Here is a 19,830-nt window from a genome sequence, read left to right on the forward strand (position 1 = left end):
CCGCGCGTTGGTCTGGCCACGCGACTTATTGAATGCTGCCTTTTGTCGGCATTTCTTTTGGGCGTTGGCGGCTGTTCTTCCGGATCCTCGGCCATGCTGGCCACGGCGCGGTATATCTATGGCGGCAACGCCGCGGCGCCCCAACCCACCTTCAACCCGAATTACCGCTATTTGCGGGTAGCCGTCGGCGAGCAGACGGTCTTCATGGTGCTCGGCTACATCGACAAGCGCCCCGAAGGCGCTGTCGAGGTCTGGTACAGCGGCAACGGCGAGGTCGTGAGGCTGCTCGACGGGCGCCTCGTGGGAACCACCGGCCTCAGCACCGACTGGCGCGAGGTGCGCTTTTCCAGCCTGCCCGCGTGGACCGGCGATGCGAACGGCGCAGCCCCGAAGACCTACCAGCGCGAGCGCGACATGATGCCGGGCTACCGGTTCGGCATTCGCGACGAGATCGTGCGGACGCCCATTGCTGCACCGCAGCAGACCGCCCTGGCCGGCACGGCTGCCGCTTCGCTGCGCTGGTACGAGGAGCGCAGCGTCTCGCATCCGGCGAGCGCCTCGCTGCCGCCGGCACGCTTTGGCGTTTCGCAAGCGGGCGGCGCGCCCCGGGTCGTCTATTCCGAGCAATGTATTTCCAATGATCTGTGTATGAGCTTCGAGCAGTGGACGCCTTCCCCTCCAGCACCCGTCGCAGCGGCGAGCGCTGGTACATGAGCAGTTCGCTCCTGCGTGGCATCGGCAGACATCCCTGGCCTCTTCGCGCGGCGGTGGCCTGCGCACTGGCAGCGAGTTGCGCCGCCGGCGCGCAGCCTCCGGGCAACAGCCCCGTCGACAACAAATCACCCGCTGACGACGCAGACATCCGTCCCGGCGAGCGGCTGAGCGCCTGGCTGCTGCGCCAGCCGGCCGAAACGGCCTCCCCGGGATTGGCATGGCGCATCCCGCAAGAGCGCCTGGCGCAGCAGTTCCTGAAGAACACCCTGCTGCTGCGGCTCGATGCCGCCGGCCGGCGCGTGCCGCGGGAAGAGCAGGGCCGGCGCAAGCAGTTGATGGCTTGGCTGCAGGGCCTGCCGGTGACCGGCCGCGTCGCGCTCGGCATCGTTGATCCGCGCTGGCTCCAGGCGCATCCGGAAGAAGATCCGGTGCTGACGGCCGGCCAGCAACTGGTGGCGCCGCCGCCCGTGCTGAAGACCATCTCGGTCCTGCAGCCCGATGGACAGCTTTGCCAGGTGGCCCACGAACCCGGCCGCACGGCGTGGGACTACGTCGCCGCCTGCAGCCCCGAGGGCAAGCACGACTGGGCCTGGGTCGCCCAGCCCGACGGGCGCACCGCCCGCGTGGGCGTGGCGCACTGGAATGCGCATCCGTCGAACGAGCCGGCGCCGGGCGCATGGGTCTGGGCCGCGCCGCGCGGCATGGACGACCTGGAGGCGATCTCCGAGGGCATCATCAAGTTTCTGGCCACGCAAGGGCCTTCGCCGCAAGGCGGTGCGGTCCTGCAGCCTCCGGCGGGTGCCGCGGTACCGGCCGCGGCCATCGCCGCATCCGCTGCGCCGCCCGCCCTAGCTGCCTTGCCCGATGTACCGCCGGCACCCGCCGCGCCGGCGCCATCGACCGCCATCTCCGTGCGCCCCGAGGCGGCGCCGCAGTACCGGGCGCTGCGCACCAGCGGCAACGACTGGGGCGAAACCGGCCTGCTGCAGACACCCACGGCGCGCATGGGCCAGGCGGGCGACATGCGGGCCTCGCTCACGCACGTCTCGCCCTACACGCGGCTGAACGTCATGTTCCAGCCGCTGGACTGGCTGGAAGCGGGCTTTCGCTACACCTCCATCAGCAACCGGATCTACGGCATCGGCCTCAGCAACCAGGGCTACAAGGACAAGAGCATCGACCTGAAGGCGCGGCTGTGGAAGGAGTCGGCCTACCTGCCCGAGGTCGCCCTGGGCTTTCGCGACATCGGCGGCACCGGCCTCTTTTCGTCCGAGTACCTGGTGGCAAGCAAGCGCCATGGCGACCTGGATTTCAGCCTCGGCATCGGCTGGGGCTACCTGGGGAGCAGCGGCAACATCAGCAATCCCTTCGGCTTGCTGAACAGCCGCTTCAAGACCCGCGTCAGCGAGACGACCTGGGGCGGCGCCAACTTCGGCCGGCTCTTTCGCGGACCTGCCGCGCTCTTTGGCGGCGTGCAATGGCGCACGCCCTGGGACCCGCTGACGCTCAAGCTCGAATACGACGGCAACGACTACAAGAACGAGCCGCTCGACAACCCCCAGCGGCAGCGCTCCCCGTTCAACATCGGCCTGGAGTACCGCTACTCCCCCGGCGTGTCTTTCTCGGCCGGCTTCGAACGCGGCAACAAGGTGATGCTGGGCATCACGCTGCAGACCAACCTGGCCACGATGCAGATGCCCAAGGCGGCAGACCCGCCGGCGCCGAGCTTTTCGCCGGACCCGCCGGCTGCCCCGCCGGGCTGGGCGGCCACCGCAGCCGACATCGAAAGCCGCACGGACTGGACCATCCAGCGCATCGCACCGCAGGGCCAGATGCTGCATGTGTGGATCACCGAAAGCGCCACGGTCTACCGGGATGTGCGGGTCGAGAAGATCATTGCCGTGCTGCATCGCGATGCGCCGGCCTCGATCAAGAACTTCGTGCTCCACTACTCGGAGCGGGGCCTGCCGATGCACGCGCAAGTGGTCAATCGCAACGAATGGGTGACGGCGCACTACCAGGCGCGAACGCCCGGCGAGGTTCGTGCGGCCAGCCAGCGCGACTACGCGCCCCCGCCGGTGGGCTCGGGAGATCCGGCCACCTTCGTTCCGCCGGGCAGCAGCGCCCACACTGCGGCCGCATCCGCAGATGCCTCTTCGGCCACGGCCGACAACAAGGCCCTCGGCCCGTGGGAGCGCCGCAGCGACAAGTTCAGCATCGGCCTCACGCCCAGCCTCGGCCAGATCCTCGGCGGGCCCAACGCATTCCTGCTTTACCAGATCGGCGTGCAGGCGGTGGCGGAATACCGCTTCACGCCCAGCACCTGGATCAACGGCGCGCTGAACCTGCGCATGGTCGACAACTTCGACAAGTTCACCTACACGGCAGGCAGCAACCTGCCCCGCGTGCGAACCCTCCAGCGCGAGTACGTCACCTCCAAGCGCCTGACCATGCCGGTGCTTCAGCTGACGCACGTCGGCAGGCTCTCCGACAACCAGTACTACAGCGTCTACGGCGGTGCCCTTGAAACCATGTATGCGGGCGTCGGCGCGGAATGGCTCTACCGGCCATGGCGCAGCCGGATCGCCTTCGGCGTCGACTTCAACCACGTGCGCCAGCGCGACTTCGAACAGGACTTCGGCCTGCGCGACTACAAGGTGAACACCGGCCACGCCACGCTCTACTGGGACACCGGCTGGCACGGCGTGCTGGCCAAGATCAGCGCCGGCCAGTACCTGGCGGGCGACCGCGGCGTCACCATCGACATCAGCCGCCGCTTCGACAACGGCGTGGTGCTCGGCGCCTACGCCACCAAGACCAACGTATCGGCCAGGCAGTTCGGCGAAGGCAGCTTCGACAAGGGCATCTACCTTTCCATTCCCTTCGACGCGCTGCTGCCGCGCTCGAACAAGTTCACCGCCAACTTCGCCTGGGCCCCGCTGGTGCGCGACGGCGGTGCGCGGCTCGGCCGGATCCACCCGCTCTACGAGATGACCTCGGCCCGCGACCCGAGCGCCTACAAGTTCGCGCCGCCGGACAGCGGCACGCCGGGCACGGGCGACAACATCCTGAACTTCGAACGGCCGCGCTGACGCGGCGCGGCCGCCAGCCCCCTGCCGCGCTCACCCGTGCGGCAGGGCTTTCGAACAACAGGAATCAGCCGGGCTGATCCGAACCGGCTGCGCGCATGATGAAGAACAGCCAGACCATCATCACGGCCGCCATGCAGGCAAAGCCCAGCGTCATGGCGTTGATGGTCTGGATGTAGGAGATCGGCGGTGTGGCCGCGAGCATGGCAGCGGCAAACACCAGCGCACCGAAGATCGAGCACCACAGAAGAGCACCGGGCCGGCCGGCGGCCCTGAATCCCGTCCGCAGGCACATGGTCAGGCCGAAGATGGCGGGCGCGTAGAAGAACGGCGAAAAATCCATTCCGCCGTAGTTCCTGCCGAAGGCCAGCACCACCAGGTAGGGGCCCAGCAGGCCCAGCAGGATTCCGCCGATCTCGGCCACCAGGAAACCGAAGACGACGAACTTGACGAACAGGCGAAAGGCGTCCTTGCGCCGATCGGATGTCCAGCCGGCCGCCAGCCTTGGCAGGATGTAGTAGCCCAGCGCAAGCAGCACGTACTGCATCGGCAGCAGGAAGGTGATGTAGATCTTCAGCAGCCCGCCCTGCACCGAGTCCGCCGACGAGCCCAGCAGCAGGATGGCGCCTCCCGTCATGATCCAGCTCATGAACTGCGAAAGGCTTGCCTTCCATCCGTAGCTGGCGGCCTCCCCGAGCGTCAGGGCCCGGGCGTCGGCGGGTGCCGGCAGCGGTGCCATCACCTGGCGCAGGCTCATCGCCACCAGGATGGCAAAAGGCAGCTGGATGACGGCGATCCACAGCAGCGCCTGCGTCCACGAGGCAGGCTTCAGGCCGATCAGGACCGCCACGTATCCGATGCAGATCAGCACGCCGGATGCGCAGAGCGCCAGGTAGCGGCGTCCCACGAGCAGGATGCTTCGGGAAATCCAGAATATTTCATAGCCCGCGATCAGGGCCACGCCGGCCCAGCGGAGCGGCCCCGGAAAACTCGTGAACTGCCAGGCCAGGAAACCGGCGATGGAAACCGCCAGCACGAGCGCCCAGCTCCACCAGGCGGCGGACCAACCCGCGTAATAGCGCTTGATCAGCAGCGGCTCGTGCACCACCGCCGTATGCACGATGTACTGGAAGCTGACGATCGCCAGGAACGCCGAGGCAATGCCGAAGTCGGAGGGCGACAGCGCCCGTGCCAGCGCAAAGCTCAGCAGCAGCTGGCTCGCGCTGTAGATGCACTGGTCTGCAACTGCATAGATCGGACCTCCGAGGCGTTTTCGAATTCCGGACAGGGACGCCATCCTGGGCCTGTTCACCCTAATCCGAAATGGAAAGCAGGACCGGATAGTCGGTGGCCTTGACAGCAAAGCCTCCGTCGGCGGGGCTGCCGCAGCTCCCGTGGCGCACTTGCGGGAAGAAGTCGACCCGCGTGCACTTCTTTCCCTTCTCCGCGGGAACCAGCACGTTCTGCTCGGCGCTCTGCGTCCACACCACGTGCAGCAAGGAATTGCCGCGGCTCAGCACCAGCTTGTTCAGGCCGGCATTGCTCTGGTACGAAACCTTCTTGGAATTCCTGGCGATCTTGAGGAATTCGGTAAGGCTCGAAAAGGCTTCCTTCTTCTCGCCGCCCTTCGACTTGAGCCCGAAGTTGTCTTCCCTCGAAATGGCGGAGGTTCCCCGGTCCTGCCAGGCATAGAGATTCAGCAGCTTGATGCCTGCGGCCACGTTGGTCAGGTACTCCCGCAGGATCAGCGAAGCCTGGGTGTTGCGGTCCCGGACCGGCAGGTAGGAGGCATAGCCCCACTCGGAAGCGACGATCCCGACCTTTGCGAGCTGCTGCTGGTCCAGCTTCGCGCGCAGCTTTGCATAGTCCGCAATGGCGGTTTCCGGAATGGAGCGGTAAGGATGGATCGATATGTCCGTCAGGCAGTCGGCCTTGGCCGCCGACACGAAGGCATTCTCGAGCTGCGGCGGAACCTGGCCCGGGCTGAAGGGAAGCTTCGCAAAGCCGAATCCCATGAGGATCTTCGGCGGGGTCTTCATTTGCGCGATGCTGCGGCAGAACTCGGCGGTCGCGGTTTCAAAGCTCGAAAAAAGCGCCGGGTTCAGGAAGGTCTTGTGGTCGGGCTCGTTCCACAATTCCCAGACGGCAACATCGGCCGCGTGCGCGCTCATGAATTCGAGCGCGAACTTGGCGAACAGCTTTTCGCGCTGGCCTTCGCCCGCCTCCGCCGGACTCTGCCCCCAGATCTCCCGGCCCCCGAACAAGGTCACGATCGCCTGGAGCCTGGCGTTTTTCACGCGCTTGATCAGGCCCGAATAATCGACCGATGCAGGGTTGACGCTCTTGAGCGGCGGCCGCGCGCCGAATCTCACGAATTCGAAGCCCGATGCCCTGATCTCGTTCAGATCCTCGTTCGTGATGGTGGCCGGGTCGATCTGCACGCTCAGCGCGACCGGATATTCCGTGCCCAGTTCGGCGATGCCGCGGGCCTGCGCCGCGCAGGCCACGGCCGCCAGCGCCGCCGAAGCGCACAGCAGCCTGATTGCACTCAGCAAACGCCCCGCAACGGAGGAAAAAGATGAAGACTTCATCACTGTACCGACTCCTTGTACAAGTCCAGGATGGCGGCGTTCATTCGGTCGGCGGTGTATTTCTCTTCGAAGATCTCCCGTCCGGCACGCCCCATCCGCTGCAATTCCTCATCGGAGATCCGATCGATCTCGCGCAGCACGTCGTCCAGCCCGTCGAGCGAAAACAGCCGTCCGTTCCTGTTGTCTTCGACGATGTCGACGAGACCGCCCACGGCGGATGCAAAAACCGGCTTGCTCCGGGCCATGGCCTCGACCGCGACAAGGCCGAAGCCTTCCCACCGGGAGGGAACGATGACCGCGTCGCACGACCTGTAGGCTTCTTCGAGTTCGTCCTTCTCGAGCCATCCCGCGAACTCGATCTCGCTCGAACGCGCAAGGGAAAGATCGTTTCTGACGGCGCCACCCACGATCACGAGCTTGAAGCCAGGCTGGACGCGGGCATAGGCGTCGAGCAAGGCGTCGATGCCCTTCTGCCGATCGAGCCGCCCCACGAAAAGGATCCTTCGGGGCCGTGCCGGGGCCTTGGGAGCCACCGTGTTCTCCGGAATGGGAGTGGTGGGCTGAATTCCGTTCGGAATGCACTTGCACCGCTTGATGCCGAATTTCTCGGCAACCCGGAACTCGTGGCCGCTGATGCAGATGATCGCGTCGCTCCAATGGGAAAGCAGCCATTCGATCCATCGATAGATCGACTTCTTGTACGAAGGCCCGACCTGGTCGAAGGCCCAGCCATGGGAGCAATAGACGATCTTGGTCTCGGCCGGCACCTGGCCGAGCAGCGCCATGGCGCGAACGATCCCGCCCGGAATCGAGCTGTGCAGGTGCAGCACCGTGGGGCGCTCCGAGCGGATGATTTTCTTGATCTCGGCGGCGTAGCTCGCAAGGGCGAGAGGACTGCGGGCCGTGGGGACCACATGCGTGTCCTGGGAGTTCAGCCACTCCACCGGACCGGGCAATATGAACTTTGCCTGGCTGATCACGGGAGAGTTCTGCTGAAAGCCCGAAACCAGCCGAAGATAGGTTTCGAGCCCGCCCTTGAGCGTTTCGGCAACGTGCAATATCTTCATAGGTGCCAATCAGATCAATGCATGGATACCGGCCACCACCTGGCTTCTCAATGCGTCGAGCGCTTTCCGGTCCGGGTGCCGGTCATCCAGCAAGCCCAGCACCGAGGTGCCCAGCTTTTCAACCCGGGGCGACAAGTCGAAGAGGTAGCGCTTTCTGCCGGTCAGTTCGAAAAACGACTCCACCTTCTTGTCCCAATTCATCCCTATGGACGGAATGTTCAAACCGTAGGCCACGATATTCGCGTGCAGCCGGTGGGCCACGATGCACGAGCAGGCGCTGATCAAGGCAACGAGTTCGTCCGGGTGTCGGGGAACGAGAAAAATCGATTTCGGCGCATCGGAGGCCGAGGAAATTTCTTCCAGGACCTTGTTGTCTTCGGAGGCGCCGTTCGTGAAATAAAGCACCCGCTTTCCCTCGGCCCGCAATGATTCGGCCAAGGTGGCAAAAAACTTGGCCGACTGCGTCGAATTGGAGCTTTCGTATTCGGAATTCATGACCAGGGCATCGAGGCTGCTGACGCAAATTCCGATGTCCCAATTCTTTTCCGGCGAAAGCTCTTCCGAGAAAGCATCGGCGCAAATGAGCGCCGGGTCGGGCACGACCTGTATGTCGCTCCTCGGAATCCGAAAATAATTGTGCAGGTTGCTGGCCGATTCCTGGTCGCGCGTGGCGTAGAAGGCGGGCCTCGCATTTTTCAAGAATCGCCCGACCAGAAAGCGCCCGAGAAAAGACCATTTCGCCGTCACCCCAACCGACAGGATCACCACCTTCTTTCCACGCAGCAGCCTGCTCAGGAGAAACAGCTTCGCCGGAAAATTGAGCGCCACATCGCAAAACAGCTGGCCACCGCCAATGACGATCAGGTCCGCGTCGTCGACCGCGGCCTTCCAGTTCTTCCGCCAGCCGAGAAAATAGCCTTTGAGGCAATACAGGAACACGATCACCGACCTGATGAGCGAAGGCAACTTCGCAAAGAGCCGGAATGCGCCGCCGCCACGCAGGTTTTCTTCCTCGAAGCCGAGGCGGCCGGCAATGTCCAGGAATTCGACCCTCGCCTGCGGATACTTCAGGCCGGCAATATGAGCCAGGGATGCTGCAATGACCCCGTCACCCAGGTTGTCGCTGAAGGGCACGGCGCAGATAAGGATCTTTTTCATCTGTGAATCAAGCATCGATTGCCTTCGAAGCCAAGCCGCTCATCGCGACCCGTGGCCCACGGCGACCACCCAGATGGTCCTGATGAAGATGCCGATATCCCGGCCGACCGAAAGCGTCTCGACGTAGGAGACATCCAGCGCCACGCGTTTCTTGTAGCTCAGCTGGTTGCGCCCGCTGACCTGCCACAGGCCCGTGATGCCGGGCCGGACGGCGCAATAGAACGACCAGTCCGCCCCGTACAGGATCTTCTGGTCGAGCATGCACGGCCGGGGGCCGACCAGGCTCATGTCGCCCACGAGCACATTCCAGAACTGCGGCAGCTCGTCCAGGCTGGTCTTGCGGATGAACTTGCCGAAGCGCGTGATGCGCGGGTCGTTTTCGAGCTTTTGATAGTCGTCCCACTGCTGGCGCGCGACCGGATCGTTCCTGAGGTGCTCCTCGAGGATCTGGGCGGAGTTCGGCAGCATCGAGCGGAACTTGTAGAACTTGAACACGCGCCCTCCCCGCCCGAATCGCGGCTGGGAGTACAGGACAGGCGCTCCGGAAGTGATGAGCACCCCAAGGCCGATCAGGACGTAAAGCCAGCCGAAAGCGCAGAAAAAGAACAGCGCGGCGGCAACGTCCACCGCTCTTTTTCCGGCGCGCAGCATGGCGGGATGGCGGACCCTGACCCATGCCATGTCATCCGCGATGGCGCCGATTGCTTCCTCGCCTGCGGGTGCCATCGACTCTTCATGGCGGAAATTCGTCATAGGAATGCTCCCTTCTCACATTCGAAGTGGAGGCAAATTTGCAGCTTGAGAACTCTCATTGCAGGGGAACCTTTCGTCTTACAAGCAGGCGCTTGTCCCTTTCGGGTTCAGTGATACGTGGCGGCTTGGTTTTCAGGCCAATACGGCCTTGCACGGAAGCCGTGAAGGTTGCAGCGCAGAAAAATCAATGCGCAGGCCGAGCGATCCAAATACGTAATACAAAAGAGCGACGCACTTGCCCCTAGTCCTTTGTTATTAGCGTTTGATTGATGGCACCGATTTAGTGCGTAATGTGATAATTATCACAATCTCGCTGAATTTTCTCAGAAACTGCCCGCCAGGCTAGGTGGTATCCCTGTTGTTTTTGTATTTATAGTGTGTGTAACGGTAACCGCCGTATTTGTAGCTGCTGCTACCCGCATGGCGCCGGGATAAGTCCATAGCATTCAAAATTACGCCATTGGCCGAGCAGCCCGCGTGCGCCAGCCTTCTGACGCTTTCGTTCAATTCGCCAAGGTGCGTCTTTTCCGCCCGGGCCACGAGCAGAAGAGAGCCCGCGAGCGGCGCCACCGATGCGGTGTCCGCCGCCACCAGCACAGGCGCCGTGTCGATAATCACAAGGTCGTAATCCGGCGAAAGCTTTTCCAGGATCTGGGAAAAAGAATCGCTCATGAGCAATTCCGCCGGGTTGGGCGGCAGCATGCCGGTCGTCATGACATCCAGATTCGGCAGGATCGACGAGCGAATGGCTTTTTCGACGCCCAGCGTGCCAGCAATCAATTCCGAAAGACCGGACGACCGGGAAAGGGAGAAGAATTGATTAACCCGGCCCTTGCGCAAGTCGGCGTCGATCAGCAGGACCTTCTTTCCTGACGCAGCGGTAATGGCCGCGAAATTGACCGAAACAAAGGTCTTTCCGACACCCGGCGTCGCGCCGGAGATGAGCAGGCGGTTGTTGGGCGCTTCCAGCATGGCAAATTGCAACGCAGTCCGCAGGCTGCGCAGGCTTTCCACCGCGGGATCCTCCGATTGCTGGAGCGCCAGAATGTGCATCCCCGGCGCCCTGCTCTCGATGTTCTTGTCGATCATCCGCTGGGCGGAGCTCAACGGGATGCTGCTGTACACGTTGAGGCCCGTGTGCATCTCGATCTCGCTCGGATTGCGGATGCCGCCGAACAGCGAGTTCTTGACAATGGCGAGCACGACGCCGGCCGCCAGGCCCAGCAGCAGGGCCAGCGCGATGATCAGCGGCCGCTTGGGCCAGACGGGCTCCTCGGGGACGATGGCGTCGTCCAGCAGGCGCACGTTGCCGACCTTGCCTTCCTTGGCCAGCCGCATCTGCAGCGAGCTGTTCAGGAGCGACACGTAGAGGTCGGTGTTGACCTTGATGTCGCGCTGCATCTGAACGGTGTTCTGCTGCAGCAGCGGCATCTTCCGGATGCGCGAATCGACCGCCGAAATCTGGCTTCTCCACGCTGAAATCTGCGCGTCCAGCGTCTGGAGATTCGGGTGCTTGTCGGTGAAGCGCGCCGAAAGTTCTCGCCGCTTCTGCTCGGCTTCGAGCAATTTGGATTGCAGGTCGACCGTCTGGGCCAGCGCATTCTTGGCCTCGTCGTCGAGGCTGACGGTGCCGTTTTCGTTTCGATAGCGGTTGTAGAGATCTTCGGACTGCTCGAGCTGCTTCTTGAATTGCGGCAGTGCGGTGTCCAGGAAGCCCAGGGTCTTCTCGGCCTCGGCAGCCTTGCGCTCGATGTTCTGGCGGACATAGAGCCGCCCGATTTCATTGAGCAGCTGCGTCAGCTTTTCCGGGTTCGGGCTTTTCAGGCTGACGTCGAGAACGCCGGACTGCTTGCCTTTTTCGACGACCTTGAGGTTGTCCTGCAGCGACAGCAGCGCCAGTTGCCTGGAATTGCGGGCCAGCTGGAACTGCGCGCCCGGCTTGGCGCTGACGGCGCTGACCAGCAGCCGGAGGCTGCCGCCCGGAACGTTGGCCACGAGCGGGGTTCCGACGGTGCCCTTGAGCGGCGTGTCGACGTTGGGAACGAGCAGCTCGTAGCGGTTGTCCGGCCCGAGGGTCAGCATGAACTGTTTCGCTTCGAGATCCGCGGGTACGTCGAACTGCGGAACCATGATCGCCTCGGCCCCGGTCACGTAGCCGGACAGCCCCATGAAGCCCGGGTCCGACAGCTCGGTGGCGCGCCGCGCGAGCCAGCTGCCCACGATGGGTGCATAGCGCGGCTGCGCGCTGATGTACAGCTTGGTGTTCTCCACCGCCTGGCCGAGGATGGCGCGCGACTTGATGATTTCGATCTCGCCCGCGGCCGGTGTCTTCACGCTCAGCAGCGACGACGCCGCATCGCCCAGGAAGCTGCCCGCCGAATTGCCGGAGTCCTCGACCTGCACGGCCACGTTCGTTTCGTACATCGGCTGCCCGAAAAGGGCGTAGGCCATGCCAAGCAGCAAGGCCACGGCAACCACGATGGCAATGAACCACCGGTGGTCGATCAGGATGTCCAGGTACTCGACGAGTTTGAACCCGTCGTTCTCCTCTTCCAGCGCGGGCATCGGCAGGGCGGCTTGCTGGGGTGCGTTCATGTCGGTTGCTGCTCAGGTTTTGTAATTTTCAAAATGCGGTCGATCCAAGTCCTGGCTCCCACGTCGATGAGGGCCAGGGCATGCTCGAAGGCCGCCTCGTCCTGTTTGTAGGGATCGGGCACGTCCTGCTTGGCGGCCTCGGCAATGCGAAAGACCTTGCCGCGCACGAAGGGGTAGGCCGACTCGAGATGGCGGCGCTGCGCCATGTCCATGACCAGGATCAGGTCCGCCTGCCGGCACAGCAGCTGGTTCACCTGCTGCGCCAGGTGGCCGGAAATGTCGATGCCGCGCTCCTGCATGAGCTTCTGCGCCATTGCGTCGGCCGGCTTGCCCACGAGAGCGCCGGTGCCGGCCGACACCACGCGAAGATGCGGCAGGCCCGCGGCCAGGATGCCTTCGGCCATCGGGCTGCGGCAGATGTTGCCGATGCAGACTGTCAGGACGGATTTCATCTGTGGCGGCTCCAGACTTCGTCGCCGGCGTTGATCACTTGCGCGGCCGGCAGGATCAGGCTGGCCAGGCGGTTCCAGGTGACCAGCGGCACCGAATCGATGTAGACGACGTCGCGCGGCTGCAGCGGGAAGCGCTCGGCCAGGCCCAGCGCCGCCGGGTTCTTGGCATTCAGGTGGAAGATGGCCGGCAAGCCCCGCGCGTTGTTGCGGATGACGTAGATCTGGCCCGTGTTGGCCGAAGTCAGGTTGGGGCCGCCGGCCTCGCCCAGCGCCTCGTTGAGGCTGAGCCGCCCGTTGTGCATGAGCAGCGCCGACGGACGGGCAATTTCGCCCATCACGAACACCTTGCTCTCGTCGCGGTGCCGCACCTGGACCACGTCGCCATTGCGCAGCGGAATCCTGCTGGCATCGGCGCCCAGGTCCTGCAGGTTGGGCAGGTTGATGAGCGTGGTCCTGTCGCCGCGCGTGAGCGTCACGAACGAGCGGTCGCCGTTGGCGGTGATGCCGCCGGCCCGGCTGATGGCTTCGGCCAGCGTCATCGGCACGTCGGTGAAGATCTGCAACCCCGGGTTTCGCACTTCGCCCTCGACGAAGGCGCGGCGGCTTCGGAAGGACTGGATGCGCACCGTGACCTGCGGCGCCTTGATGTAGGTGGCGATGCGGCTCGCGATGAGGTCGGAGGCCTCGATTTCGGTCAGCCCCTGAAGCTTGACGCGGCCGATGTAGGGGAATGTGATCTGTCCGTCCGCGCCGACGATGAAGCCGGGCGCCACGCTGATGCCGGTCGGGTCTGCCTGCTGCGTGATCACCGCGCCGGCATTCGGCAGCAGTTCCGGATGGTCGTAGACGATCACGCCCACGACGTCGCCCGGGCCGATGGTGTAGACCGGCGATTCGCCGAAAAGCGCCTTCACTTCCGGCGCAACGGCGGTCGGCTGCGACTCCGCCATGGTGCGGATCAGTGCCGGCGAAATGGACGTGATGACGCCATCCGGCGCACCATCGGCCGGCAGGTACTGGAACTCCGGCGGCAGGCTCTGGTCCGCCTCGTAGGCGCCCATGGAATTGAAGCCCGGTGCGCAGCCCTGCAGCAATAACGCGCCCATTAGGGCAAAACCCCACCCCTTCGGGTTCACGAAGCGTGTCAAATTGATCCCCATTGCACAAATTGGTTTTCAGCAGCCGCGATTCATATGCAAGGCCCGAGCCCAGTTGATATTGGGCGGGACTTTTTTTGCCGCGGTTTGTCAAAGCAAAGCCCGCGCATCATGGACAGGCGGGCTGAGCGAATTGTCGCTGCCTGCACATTGACCCTTTTCCGTTCAATAGATGCAAAAAATGTGTCTATATGCGGATTAACCCGGGACCCAATGGGGTTATCTCGGGGATCAATGCCTGAAGTGCCTTTTTCATTGGGGAAAAGGGCTTCGATGGCACGCTTGCAACTGTGTGCTGCAGTTTGCAAATGTGAACTATCAATTAACTGGTTGCGCAGAGCAATTGTGGCGCTCTGGCCACAAATCTTCCGCGTCACTCGCTCATTGAAAAGCTTTGCTCTTTTGTAAGGAACTGTGTGCTGTTGGCAGGCTGGCGCACAGCCCTGCGGTTCTGCAGGAGATCGGCACGGGTGAACGGGCGCTCGATGCCCGCCATCCACGCTGCAAGGGCCTCCAGCGCGTCCTGAGTGGGTGCAGGCCGCCCCACTATGAAAAAGAGGAGCGGCAGCGCCATCGCCAAGGCCAGCCAGCGTGGTGTTCTGACCTGCATGGACTGGCGCCAATGCAACAGCAAAAAGCTTGTGCTTACAACTGTTCCAAGCAGGGCCCCCGTGACGACCTCCGCGGTGGAGTGAACTTCGAGGGCCAGCCGCGACACACCGATGAAGACGCCCCATACCCATCCCGATACCGCAGCCGCCATGCGCACGTTTGGTGCGCGGCGCCGCGCCGCCAGCCAGAAAACGACCGGCCAGACGCTGGTTGCCAGCGCGGTATGCCCACTGAAGCCGATGAAATCGAAATGGGCGCTGCCAATGCCCCAGCCCATGAAGAGAAGCTTGGACAGCATCACGATGAAACCGCAACCGCCAAATAGCAGCGTCCACCGCACCGCCGCCGGGCGCGTGCTGCGATCGATGGCAAGCCAAATTGCAATTCCCAAAGCGGTGGGCAACAGGAAGCCGCTGTCACCGAAGCCGGTGGCAATTAACCAGAAATTATTCATTAATGTGAAATAAGTGCGATTTTCTATTGGTGCGCGATCGCCGGCCGGAGCCGTTCCGAAGGCATACTTGCGGCACCTTCAACACCAGCGCTCCTGGAGCATATTGAAATCATGAGCATCCTCAGTGAGTTCAAGGAATTCGCCGTCAAGGGCAACGTGATCGATCTCGCCGTCGGCGTGATCATTGGCGCGGCATTCGGGAAGATCGTCGATTCGATCGTTGCCGACATCATCATGCCGCTTGTCGGGCTGGTGTTCGGCAAGCTGGATTTCTCGAACCTGTACATGGTGCTGGGCACCGCGCCGGCGGGTGTCGCCAACAACCTGGCCGACCTCAAGAAGGCCGGCGTGCCGGTGCTGGCCTATGGCAACTTCATCACCATCGCGGTCAACTTCGTGATCCTTGCCTTCATCATCTTCATGATGGTCAAGCAGATCAACAAGCTGCGCAAGACGCAGGCGGAGGCGCCCGCGGCACCGGTGGCACCGCCGGAAGACATCGCCCTCCTGCGCGAAATCCGCGACAGCCTGAAGCGCCCCTGAGCCGCCCCCGCGCGCCTTCCTGATCAGGCGCCCGCCAGCGTTCTGGCCATGCGCAGCGCCTCGACGAGGCTCGACGCATCGGCCCGTCCCGTGCCTGCGATATCGAATGCGGTGCCATGGTCGGGGCTGGTGCGCACCAGCGGCAGGCCCAGCGTCACGTTCACGCCCTTCTCCACGCCAAGGTACTTGACCGGGATCAGGCCCTGGTCGTGGTACATCGCAATCACCACATCGAACTCGCCGCTTCCCGGCACCCCGGGCCTGGCACGCGCACGCATGAAGACGGTGTCGGGCGCGTAAGGTCCCTGGGCGTCGATGCCTTCGGCATGGGCCGCCGCAATGGCCGGTGCAATGATGTCGCGCTCTTCGGAGCCGAACAGGCCGCCCTCGCCCGCATGCGGATTGAGGCCGGCCACGCCGATGCGCGGCGCCCGCCCGAGCATGCGCTGCAAGGCACGGTGGGTGATGCGCAGCGTCTCCAGCACGCTGCCGAAGCTCACGGCCGTGATGGCGTCGCGCAACGACATGTGAATGCTCACCAGCACGGTGCGCAGTTCGTCGTTGGCCAGCATCATGCGCACCGGCATGCCGTCCACCGCGACGCCCGCATGCGCGGCGGCCTCGGCCTGCAGCAGCTCGGTATGGCCGGGATAGGGAAACCCGGCCGCGGCCAGTGCTTCCTTGTGCAGCGGCGCCGTGACGATGGCGGCGATCTCGCCGCGCAATGCGGCGCGTGCAGCCCAGACCACGCAATCGCCGGCCACGCGGCCGGCTTCGGCACCGATCCGGCCCGGCACGATGTTTTCCGCCGGTGCGGCCACCACCTGCAGCACCGGGATGCAGCCCGGCGGCACCGCGGCCGCTTCGGCGATGTGCGCGATCTGCGCCACCGGCCAGGCAGGTTGCCCGGGCAGCGCCAGCGCCTGCGATGCCCGGCGCATCGCGGCCACGTCGCCGGCCACGAAAGCGCCGCGCGTGGCGTCAGGCGCCTGGCGGAAGGCCTTGGCGATGATTTCCGGACCGATGCCCGCGGGATCGCCCAGCGTGATGGCGACAGGAGCGAGGGGAACCTGGCCGCTCATGCCGGATTGTCGATGTCGATGAACTCGTGCTTCAGCCCGAGCTGGGCCGCCACGTGCCCGGCCACCGCCTGGGCGCCGTAGCGCTCGGTGGCATGGTGGCCGCAGGCCAGGAAGGCGACGCCCATTTCGCGGGCGTAGTGGGCCTGCGGTTCGGAGATCTCCCCGGTGATGAAGGCGTCGGCGCCGGCGGCAATGGCGGCCTCGAAATAGCCCTGGGCGCCACCCGTGCACCACGCGATGTTCCTGATCGGGCGGTGCGCCGTGTCCACCAGGGTGACGGGCCGCTTCAGCACCTTTTCCGCATGGGCGGCCAGCGCCTTGGCATTGGGAAAGGTCTCTGCGTTTTCGAGTGCGCCCAGGAAGCCGAGCTCCTGGTCGCCGAAGCGCCCCGCCGATCCGGCATGGGCGAGCAAGCCGAGCTGCAGGCCGAGCTGCGCGTTGTTGCCAAGCTCCGGATGCGCATCGAGCGGCAGGTGATAGGCGAACAGGTTGACGTCGTCGCCCAGCAGCAGCCCCAGGCGCTGCTTCATCCAGCCGGTGACGCAGCCGTCCTGGCCGCGCCAGAACAGGCCGTGGTGCACGAAGATGGCGTCGGCCTCGGCATGGATGGCGGCCTCGATGAGCGCGCGGCTCGCCGTGACGCCGGAGACGATCTTCCGCACCACGGTGCGGCCCTCGACCTGCAGGCCATTGGGTCCGTAGTCCTTGAAGCGCGACGGCGCAAGGAGCAGGTCGAAGGCATGCAGCAATTCATGGCGAGTGGTGCTCATCGCGCCATTGTCGCGCTCCCGATGCCGTCGCGCATCGCATGGCCGCGCGCCGCCAATGGCCACAGGGCCAGCACGAAACCCAGCCCGGCCAGCACGGCGACGTAGTGCGCCGGCGCCATGGTGTCGCGCTGCAGCCAGAGCGTGAGGATCACCGGCGTCAGGCCGCCGAACACGGCATACGACATGTTGTAGGCGAACGAAAGCCCCGTGAAGCGCACCGGCGCCGGAAACGCGCGCACGCCCGCAATCGGCACCGTGGCGATGGTGCCCACGAACAATCCCACCAGGCCGTAGTGCCAGAACAGCGTGGCCGGCGTGCCGGGCAGTCCCGTGTAGAAAAGATAGGCCGTTGCGAACAACCCGCCCCATCCGACGAGCATCACGGCACGCGTGCCGATGCGGTCGCTGGCCCAGCCGGCCAGCACGCAGCCGATGGTCAGGGTCAGCGTGGCAAGGGCGTTGGCTTCCAGCGCCAGCGCAGCCGGAATGTGGTGCACCTTCTGCAGGTAGGTGGGCGTGTACAGCACCACCACCACGATGGCGGCCGACAGCACCCAGGTCAGGAGCGCCACGTAGACGCTGGCCGCGCGGTGCTCGCGCAGCACGGTGCGCAGCGGCAGCTCGCGCGCCACCGTCTTGCGGTCTGCCAGCTCCCTGAAGACCGGCGTCTCGTGCAGGAAGCGGCGCAGGTACACCGAGACGAGGCCGAACACCCCGCCCAGCACGAAGGGAATGCGCCAGGCAAAGCCGCTCACCTCCGCCGGCGAATAGTGGCGGTTGATGGCCACGGCCACCAGCGAGCCCAGCAGGATGCCGCCCGTGATGCCCGAAGTCAGCGCGCCGATGCCGAACCCGTAGCGCTGCGCCGGCACGTGCTCGCCGATGAACACCCAGGCGCCGGGCATCTCGCCGCCAATGGCCGCGCCCTGCAGCACGCGCATCGCCAGCAGCAGCAAGGGTGCGGCAATGCCGATGCTCGCGTAGGTGGGCAACAGGCCGATGACCAGCGTGGGCGCCGCCATCAGGAAGATCGACAGTGTGAACATGCGCTTGCGGCCGAGCAGGTCGCCGAAATGCGCAATGACGATACCGCCCACCGGGCGGGCCAGGTAGCCGGCGGCGAAGATGCCGAAAGTCTGGAGCTGCCGCAGCCAGTCGGGCATGTCGGCGGGAAAGAAAAGCGCGCCCAGCACGGTGGCGAAGAACACGTAGATGACGAAGTCGTAGAACTCCAGCGTTCCGCCGAGCGCGGACAGGGCCAGGGTCTTGTAGTCGCGCGCGCCGAGCGTGCGCGCCGGTGCCGGCTGCGTGCCGTCCGGGGAGATTGCGTGAGAAGTCATGGCGGGCAGGAAGGTCGTTGCCGCGCGCCGGGCCGCCGAGGGATGGGAAGCGGAAGATCGGCGCGCCGGCGAAACGCCTGGCCGCGTCCACCGGATGGGCGGCGCGGAAGGCCGGAGCTCGGAGCCGTGTGGGCTCGTTGCGCAATGCTAAGGGTTATCCCTTATTGGCGCACAAGACCTTTGTCATTCTCGACCGCACCGCGCGGTTTCTGGCAGACGGGGGTTGAGGGACAATGGACCCGTTGGCGCCGCGTGGACGGCGCGTTCCCCCGTTCTATCCAAAGCTTCATGAAACGCACCTGGCTGCTCTTTGCCCAAGCCGTGACCGTCCTTCTGGCGGCCTACTTCGTCGTTGCAACACTCAAACCCGAATGGATCAACCGCCGCGCCACCTCCCTGGGCGGCGTGGTGTCGATCGTCGAGGCGCCGTCGGGCGCCCCATCCGTGCCGGTCGCCGGCAGCCTGAGCGCGGCGGCCAGGAAAGCCTCGCCGGCCGTCGTGAGCATCAACACCAGCAAGGCCGCGCAGCGCCATCCCCGCAGCAACGATCCGTGGTTCCGCTTTTTCTTCGGCGACCAGGGCGACCAGCCCCAGGTCGGCCTGGGCAGCGGCGTGATCGTGAGTGCCGAGGGCTACATCCTCACCAACAACCACGTGGTCGAAGGCGCGGACGAAATCGAGGTCACGCTCAACGACAGCCGCCACACGCGCGCCAAGGTGATCGGCACCGACCCGGACACCGACCTGGCCGTGCTCAAGATCGAGATGGACAAGCTGCCCGCGATCGTGCTGGGCAATTCCGACGAGCTCCAGGTGGGCGACCAGGTGCTGGCCATCGGCAATCCCTTCGGCGTGGGCCAGACGGTCACCAGCGGCATCGTCTCGGCGCTTGGGCGCAACCAGCTCGGCATCAACAACTTCGAGAACTTCATCCAGACCGACGCGGCCATCAACCCCGGCAATTCGGGCGGCGCGCTGATCGACGTGAACGGCAACCTGCAGGGCGTCAACACCGCCATCTATTCGCGCTCGGGCGGCAGCATGGGCATCGGCTTCGCGATTCCGGTTTCCATGGCGAAAATCGTGCTCGAGGGCATCGTGAAGGACGGCCAGGTGCGCCGCGGATGGATCGGTGTCGAGCCGAACGAACTCTCGCCCGAACTGGCCGAAACCTTCGGCGTGAAGGCCGATGCCGGCGTCATCATCACTGGCGTGCTGCAGAACGGCCCCGCGGCCAAGGCCGGCATCCGTCCAGGCGACGTGATCACCTCGGTCGGCGAAAAGAAGACCGACAACGTGCAGGCCCTGCTGACCGCCGTGGCCGGCCTCAAGCCCGGCAGCACCGCGCGCTTCGCGCTGCAGCGCGGCACCGACAAGATGGAACTGGACGTGATGCCGGGCCTGCGGCCCAGGAGCCCGATGCGGCAAGTGCCGAACCAGCCCGAATGACCGG

At 64.7% G+C, this 19,830-nt stretch carries 16 protein-coding genes; 4 read left to right on the forward strand and 12 right to left on the reverse strand.

Annotation, left to right across the window (positions count from 1 at the left end; all coding sequences use genetic code 11):
- Positions 1–93: 93 nt before the first annotated feature.
- Positions 94–714: a YjbF family lipoprotein gene (locus EJO66_RS02730; protein WP_164547762.1), complete on the forward strand. Its 621-nt coding sequence runs from the start codon at positions 94–96 to the stop codon at positions 712–714.
- On the forward strand, positions 711–3,806 hold the full coding sequence (locus EJO66_RS02735) for a YjbH domain-containing protein (protein WP_124957389.1): 3,096 nt from the start codon (positions 711–713) through the stop codon (positions 3,804–3,806). The genes EJO66_RS02730 and EJO66_RS02735 overlap by 4 nt, the downstream gene beginning before the upstream one ends.
- A gap of 64 nt (positions 3,807–3,870) precedes the next feature.
- On the opposite strand, the gene EJO66_RS02740 is transcribed toward EJO66_RS02735, so the two are convergent.
- The 9 genes from EJO66_RS02740 to EJO66_RS02780 form a co-directional block, all read right to left on the reverse strand.
- The gene (locus EJO66_RS02740) at positions 3,871–5,100 is read right to left on the reverse strand and encodes a lipopolysaccharide biosynthesis protein (protein WP_124957390.1); all 1,230 of its coding nucleotides are present in this window, start codon (positions 5,098–5,100) and stop codon (positions 3,871–3,873) included.
- A 16-nt stretch (positions 5,101–5,116) separates the two neighbouring features.
- Positions 5,117–6,394 carry a glycoside hydrolase 5 family protein gene (locus EJO66_RS02745; protein WP_240648498.1) on the reverse strand — a complete coding sequence of 426 codons (1,278 nt, stop codon included), beginning with the start codon at positions 6,392–6,394 and terminating at the stop codon, positions 5,117–5,119.
- Entirely contained in the window at positions 6,394–7,461 is a 1,068-nt protein-coding gene (locus EJO66_RS02750; protein ID WP_124957392.1) for a glycosyltransferase family 4 protein, read from the reverse strand. Before EJO66_RS02750 ends, EJO66_RS02745 begins: the two co-directional genes overlap by 1 nt.
- Before the next feature lie 9 nt (positions 7,462–7,470).
- On the reverse strand, positions 7,471–8,619 hold the full coding sequence (locus tag EJO66_RS02755) for a polysaccharide pyruvyl transferase family protein (protein WP_223262183.1): 1,149 nt from the start codon (positions 8,617–8,619) through the stop codon (positions 7,471–7,473).
- Positions 8,620–8,658: 39 nt separating this feature from the next.
- Positions 8,659–9,372 (reverse strand): sugar transferase, encoded by a 714-nt coding sequence (locus tag EJO66_RS02760; RefSeq protein WP_124957394.1) that lies wholly within the window; start codon positions 9,370–9,372, stop codon positions 8,659–8,661.
- A 342-nt stretch (positions 9,373–9,714) separates the two neighbouring features.
- Positions 9,715–11,967, reverse strand: a complete 2,253-nt coding sequence (locus EJO66_RS02765; protein ID WP_124957395.1) for a polysaccharide biosynthesis tyrosine autokinase — start codon at positions 11,965–11,967, stop codon at positions 9,715–9,717.
- Positions 11,964–12,419: a low molecular weight protein-tyrosine-phosphatase gene (locus EJO66_RS02770; protein WP_124957396.1), complete on the reverse strand. Its 456-nt coding sequence runs from the start codon at positions 12,417–12,419 to the stop codon at positions 11,964–11,966. Before EJO66_RS02770 ends, EJO66_RS02765 begins: the two co-directional genes overlap by 4 nt.
- Complete coding sequence (locus EJO66_RS02775) at positions 12,416–13,579, reverse strand: polysaccharide biosynthesis/export family protein (protein ID WP_124957397.1); 1,164 nt, start codon at positions 13,577–13,579, stop codon at positions 12,416–12,418. Before EJO66_RS02775 ends, EJO66_RS02770 begins: the two co-directional genes overlap by 4 nt.
- A gap of 370 nt (positions 13,580–13,949) precedes the next feature.
- On the reverse strand, positions 13,950–14,642 hold the full coding sequence (locus EJO66_RS02780; RefSeq protein ID WP_124957398.1) for a phosphatase PAP2 family protein: 693 nt from the start codon (positions 14,640–14,642) through the stop codon (positions 13,950–13,952).
- Positions 14,643–14,753: 111 nt separating this feature from the next.
- Here EJO66_RS02780 and mscL point away from each other — a divergent pair, with 111 nt between their 5' ends.
- Positions 14,754–15,185, forward strand: coding sequence for a large conductance mechanosensitive channel protein MscL (mscL, locus tag EJO66_RS02785; RefSeq protein ID WP_124957399.1), 432 nt, complete (start codon positions 14,754–14,756; stop codon positions 15,183–15,185).
- 23 nt (positions 15,186–15,208) lie between these two features.
- Here mscL and pdxA read toward each other — a convergent pair whose 3' ends face one another.
- Genes pdxA through EJO66_RS02800 form a run of 3 tightly spaced genes read right to left on the reverse strand, consistent with a single transcriptional unit; the run spans position 15,209 to position 18,377 of the window.
- On the reverse strand, positions 15,209–16,267 hold the full coding sequence (gene pdxA / locus EJO66_RS02790) for a 4-hydroxythreonine-4-phosphate dehydrogenase PdxA (protein ID WP_124957400.1): 1,059 nt from the start codon (positions 16,265–16,267) through the stop codon (positions 15,209–15,211).
- Complete coding sequence (locus tag EJO66_RS02795) at positions 16,264–17,037, reverse strand: Nif3-like dinuclear metal center hexameric protein (RefSeq protein ID WP_124957401.1); 774 nt, start codon at positions 17,035–17,037, stop codon at positions 16,264–16,266. Before EJO66_RS02795 ends, pdxA begins: the two co-directional genes overlap by 4 nt.
- Entirely contained in the window at positions 17,034–18,377 is a 1,344-nt protein-coding gene (locus EJO66_RS02800) for an MFS transporter (RefSeq protein ID WP_124957402.1), read from the reverse strand. Before EJO66_RS02800 ends, EJO66_RS02795 begins: the two co-directional genes overlap by 4 nt.
- A gap of 288 nt (positions 18,378–18,665) precedes the next feature.
- Between EJO66_RS02800 and EJO66_RS02805 the strand changes: the two genes are divergently transcribed.
- Positions 18,666–19,826 (forward strand): trypsin-like peptidase domain-containing protein, encoded by a 1,161-nt coding sequence (locus EJO66_RS02805; RefSeq protein WP_124957403.1) that lies wholly within the window; start codon positions 18,666–18,668, stop codon positions 19,824–19,826.
- The last annotated feature ends 4 nt before the right edge of the window (positions 19,827–19,830 follow it).

Source organism: Variovorax beijingensis (assembly GCF_003951285.1).
GTDB lineage: Bacteria > Pseudomonadota > Gammaproteobacteria > Burkholderiales > Burkholderiaceae_C > Variovorax > Variovorax beijingensis.

Bases quoted from the DNA above. Each gene is read 5' to 3' on its own strand.
- EJO66_RS02730 (WP_164547762.1), top strand. From the start codon at position 94: ATGCTGGCCACGGCGCGGTATATCTATGGCGGCAACGCCGCGGCGCCC.
- EJO66_RS02735 (WP_124957389.1), top strand. From the start codon at position 711: ATGAGCAGTTCGCTCCTGCGTGGCATCGGCAGACATCCCTGGCCTCTT.
- EJO66_RS02740 (WP_124957390.1), bottom strand. From the start codon at position 5,100: ATGGCGTCCCTGTCCGGAATTCGAAAACGCCTCGGAGGTCCGATCTAT.
- EJO66_RS02745 (WP_240648498.1), bottom strand. From the start codon at position 6,394: ATGAAGTCTTCATCTTTTTCCTCCGTTGCGGGGCGTTTGCTGAGTGCA.
- EJO66_RS02750 (WP_124957392.1), bottom strand. From the start codon at position 7,461: ATGAAGATATTGCACGTTGCCGAAACGCTCAAGGGCGGGCTCGAAACC.
- EJO66_RS02755 (WP_223262183.1), bottom strand. From the start codon at position 8,619: ATGAAAAAGATCCTTATCTGCGCCGTGCCCTTCAGCGACAACCTGGGT.
- EJO66_RS02760 (WP_124957394.1), bottom strand. From the start codon at position 9,372: ATGACGAATTTCCGCCATGAAGAGTCGATGGCACCCGCAGGCGAGGAA.
- EJO66_RS02765 (WP_124957395.1), bottom strand. From the start codon at position 11,967: ATGAACGCACCCCAGCAAGCCGCCCTGCCGATGCCCGCGCTGGAAGAG.
- EJO66_RS02770 (WP_124957396.1), bottom strand. From the start codon at position 12,419: ATGAAATCCGTCCTGACAGTCTGCATCGGCAACATCTGCCGCAGCCCG.
- EJO66_RS02775 (WP_124957397.1), bottom strand. From the start codon at position 13,579: ATGGGGATCAATTTGACACGCTTCGTGAACCCGAAGGGGTGGGGTTTT.
- EJO66_RS02780 (WP_124957398.1), bottom strand. From the start codon at position 14,642: ATGAATAATTTCTGGTTAATTGCCACCGGCTTCGGTGACAGCGGCTTC.
- mscL (WP_124957399.1), top strand. From the start codon at position 14,754: ATGAGCATCCTCAGTGAGTTCAAGGAATTCGCCGTCAAGGGCAACGTG.
- pdxA (WP_124957400.1), bottom strand. From the start codon at position 16,267: ATGAGCGGCCAGGTTCCCCTCGCTCCTGTCGCCATCACGCTGGGCGAT.
- EJO66_RS02795 (WP_124957401.1), bottom strand. From the start codon at position 17,037: ATGAGCACCACTCGCCATGAATTGCTGCATGCCTTCGACCTGCTCCTT.
- EJO66_RS02800 (WP_124957402.1), bottom strand. From the start codon at position 18,377: ATGACTTCTCACGCAATCTCCCCGGACGGCACGCAGCCGGCACCGGCG.
- EJO66_RS02805 (WP_124957403.1), top strand. From the start codon at position 18,666: ATGAAACGCACCTGGCTGCTCTTTGCCCAAGCCGTGACCGTCCTTCTG.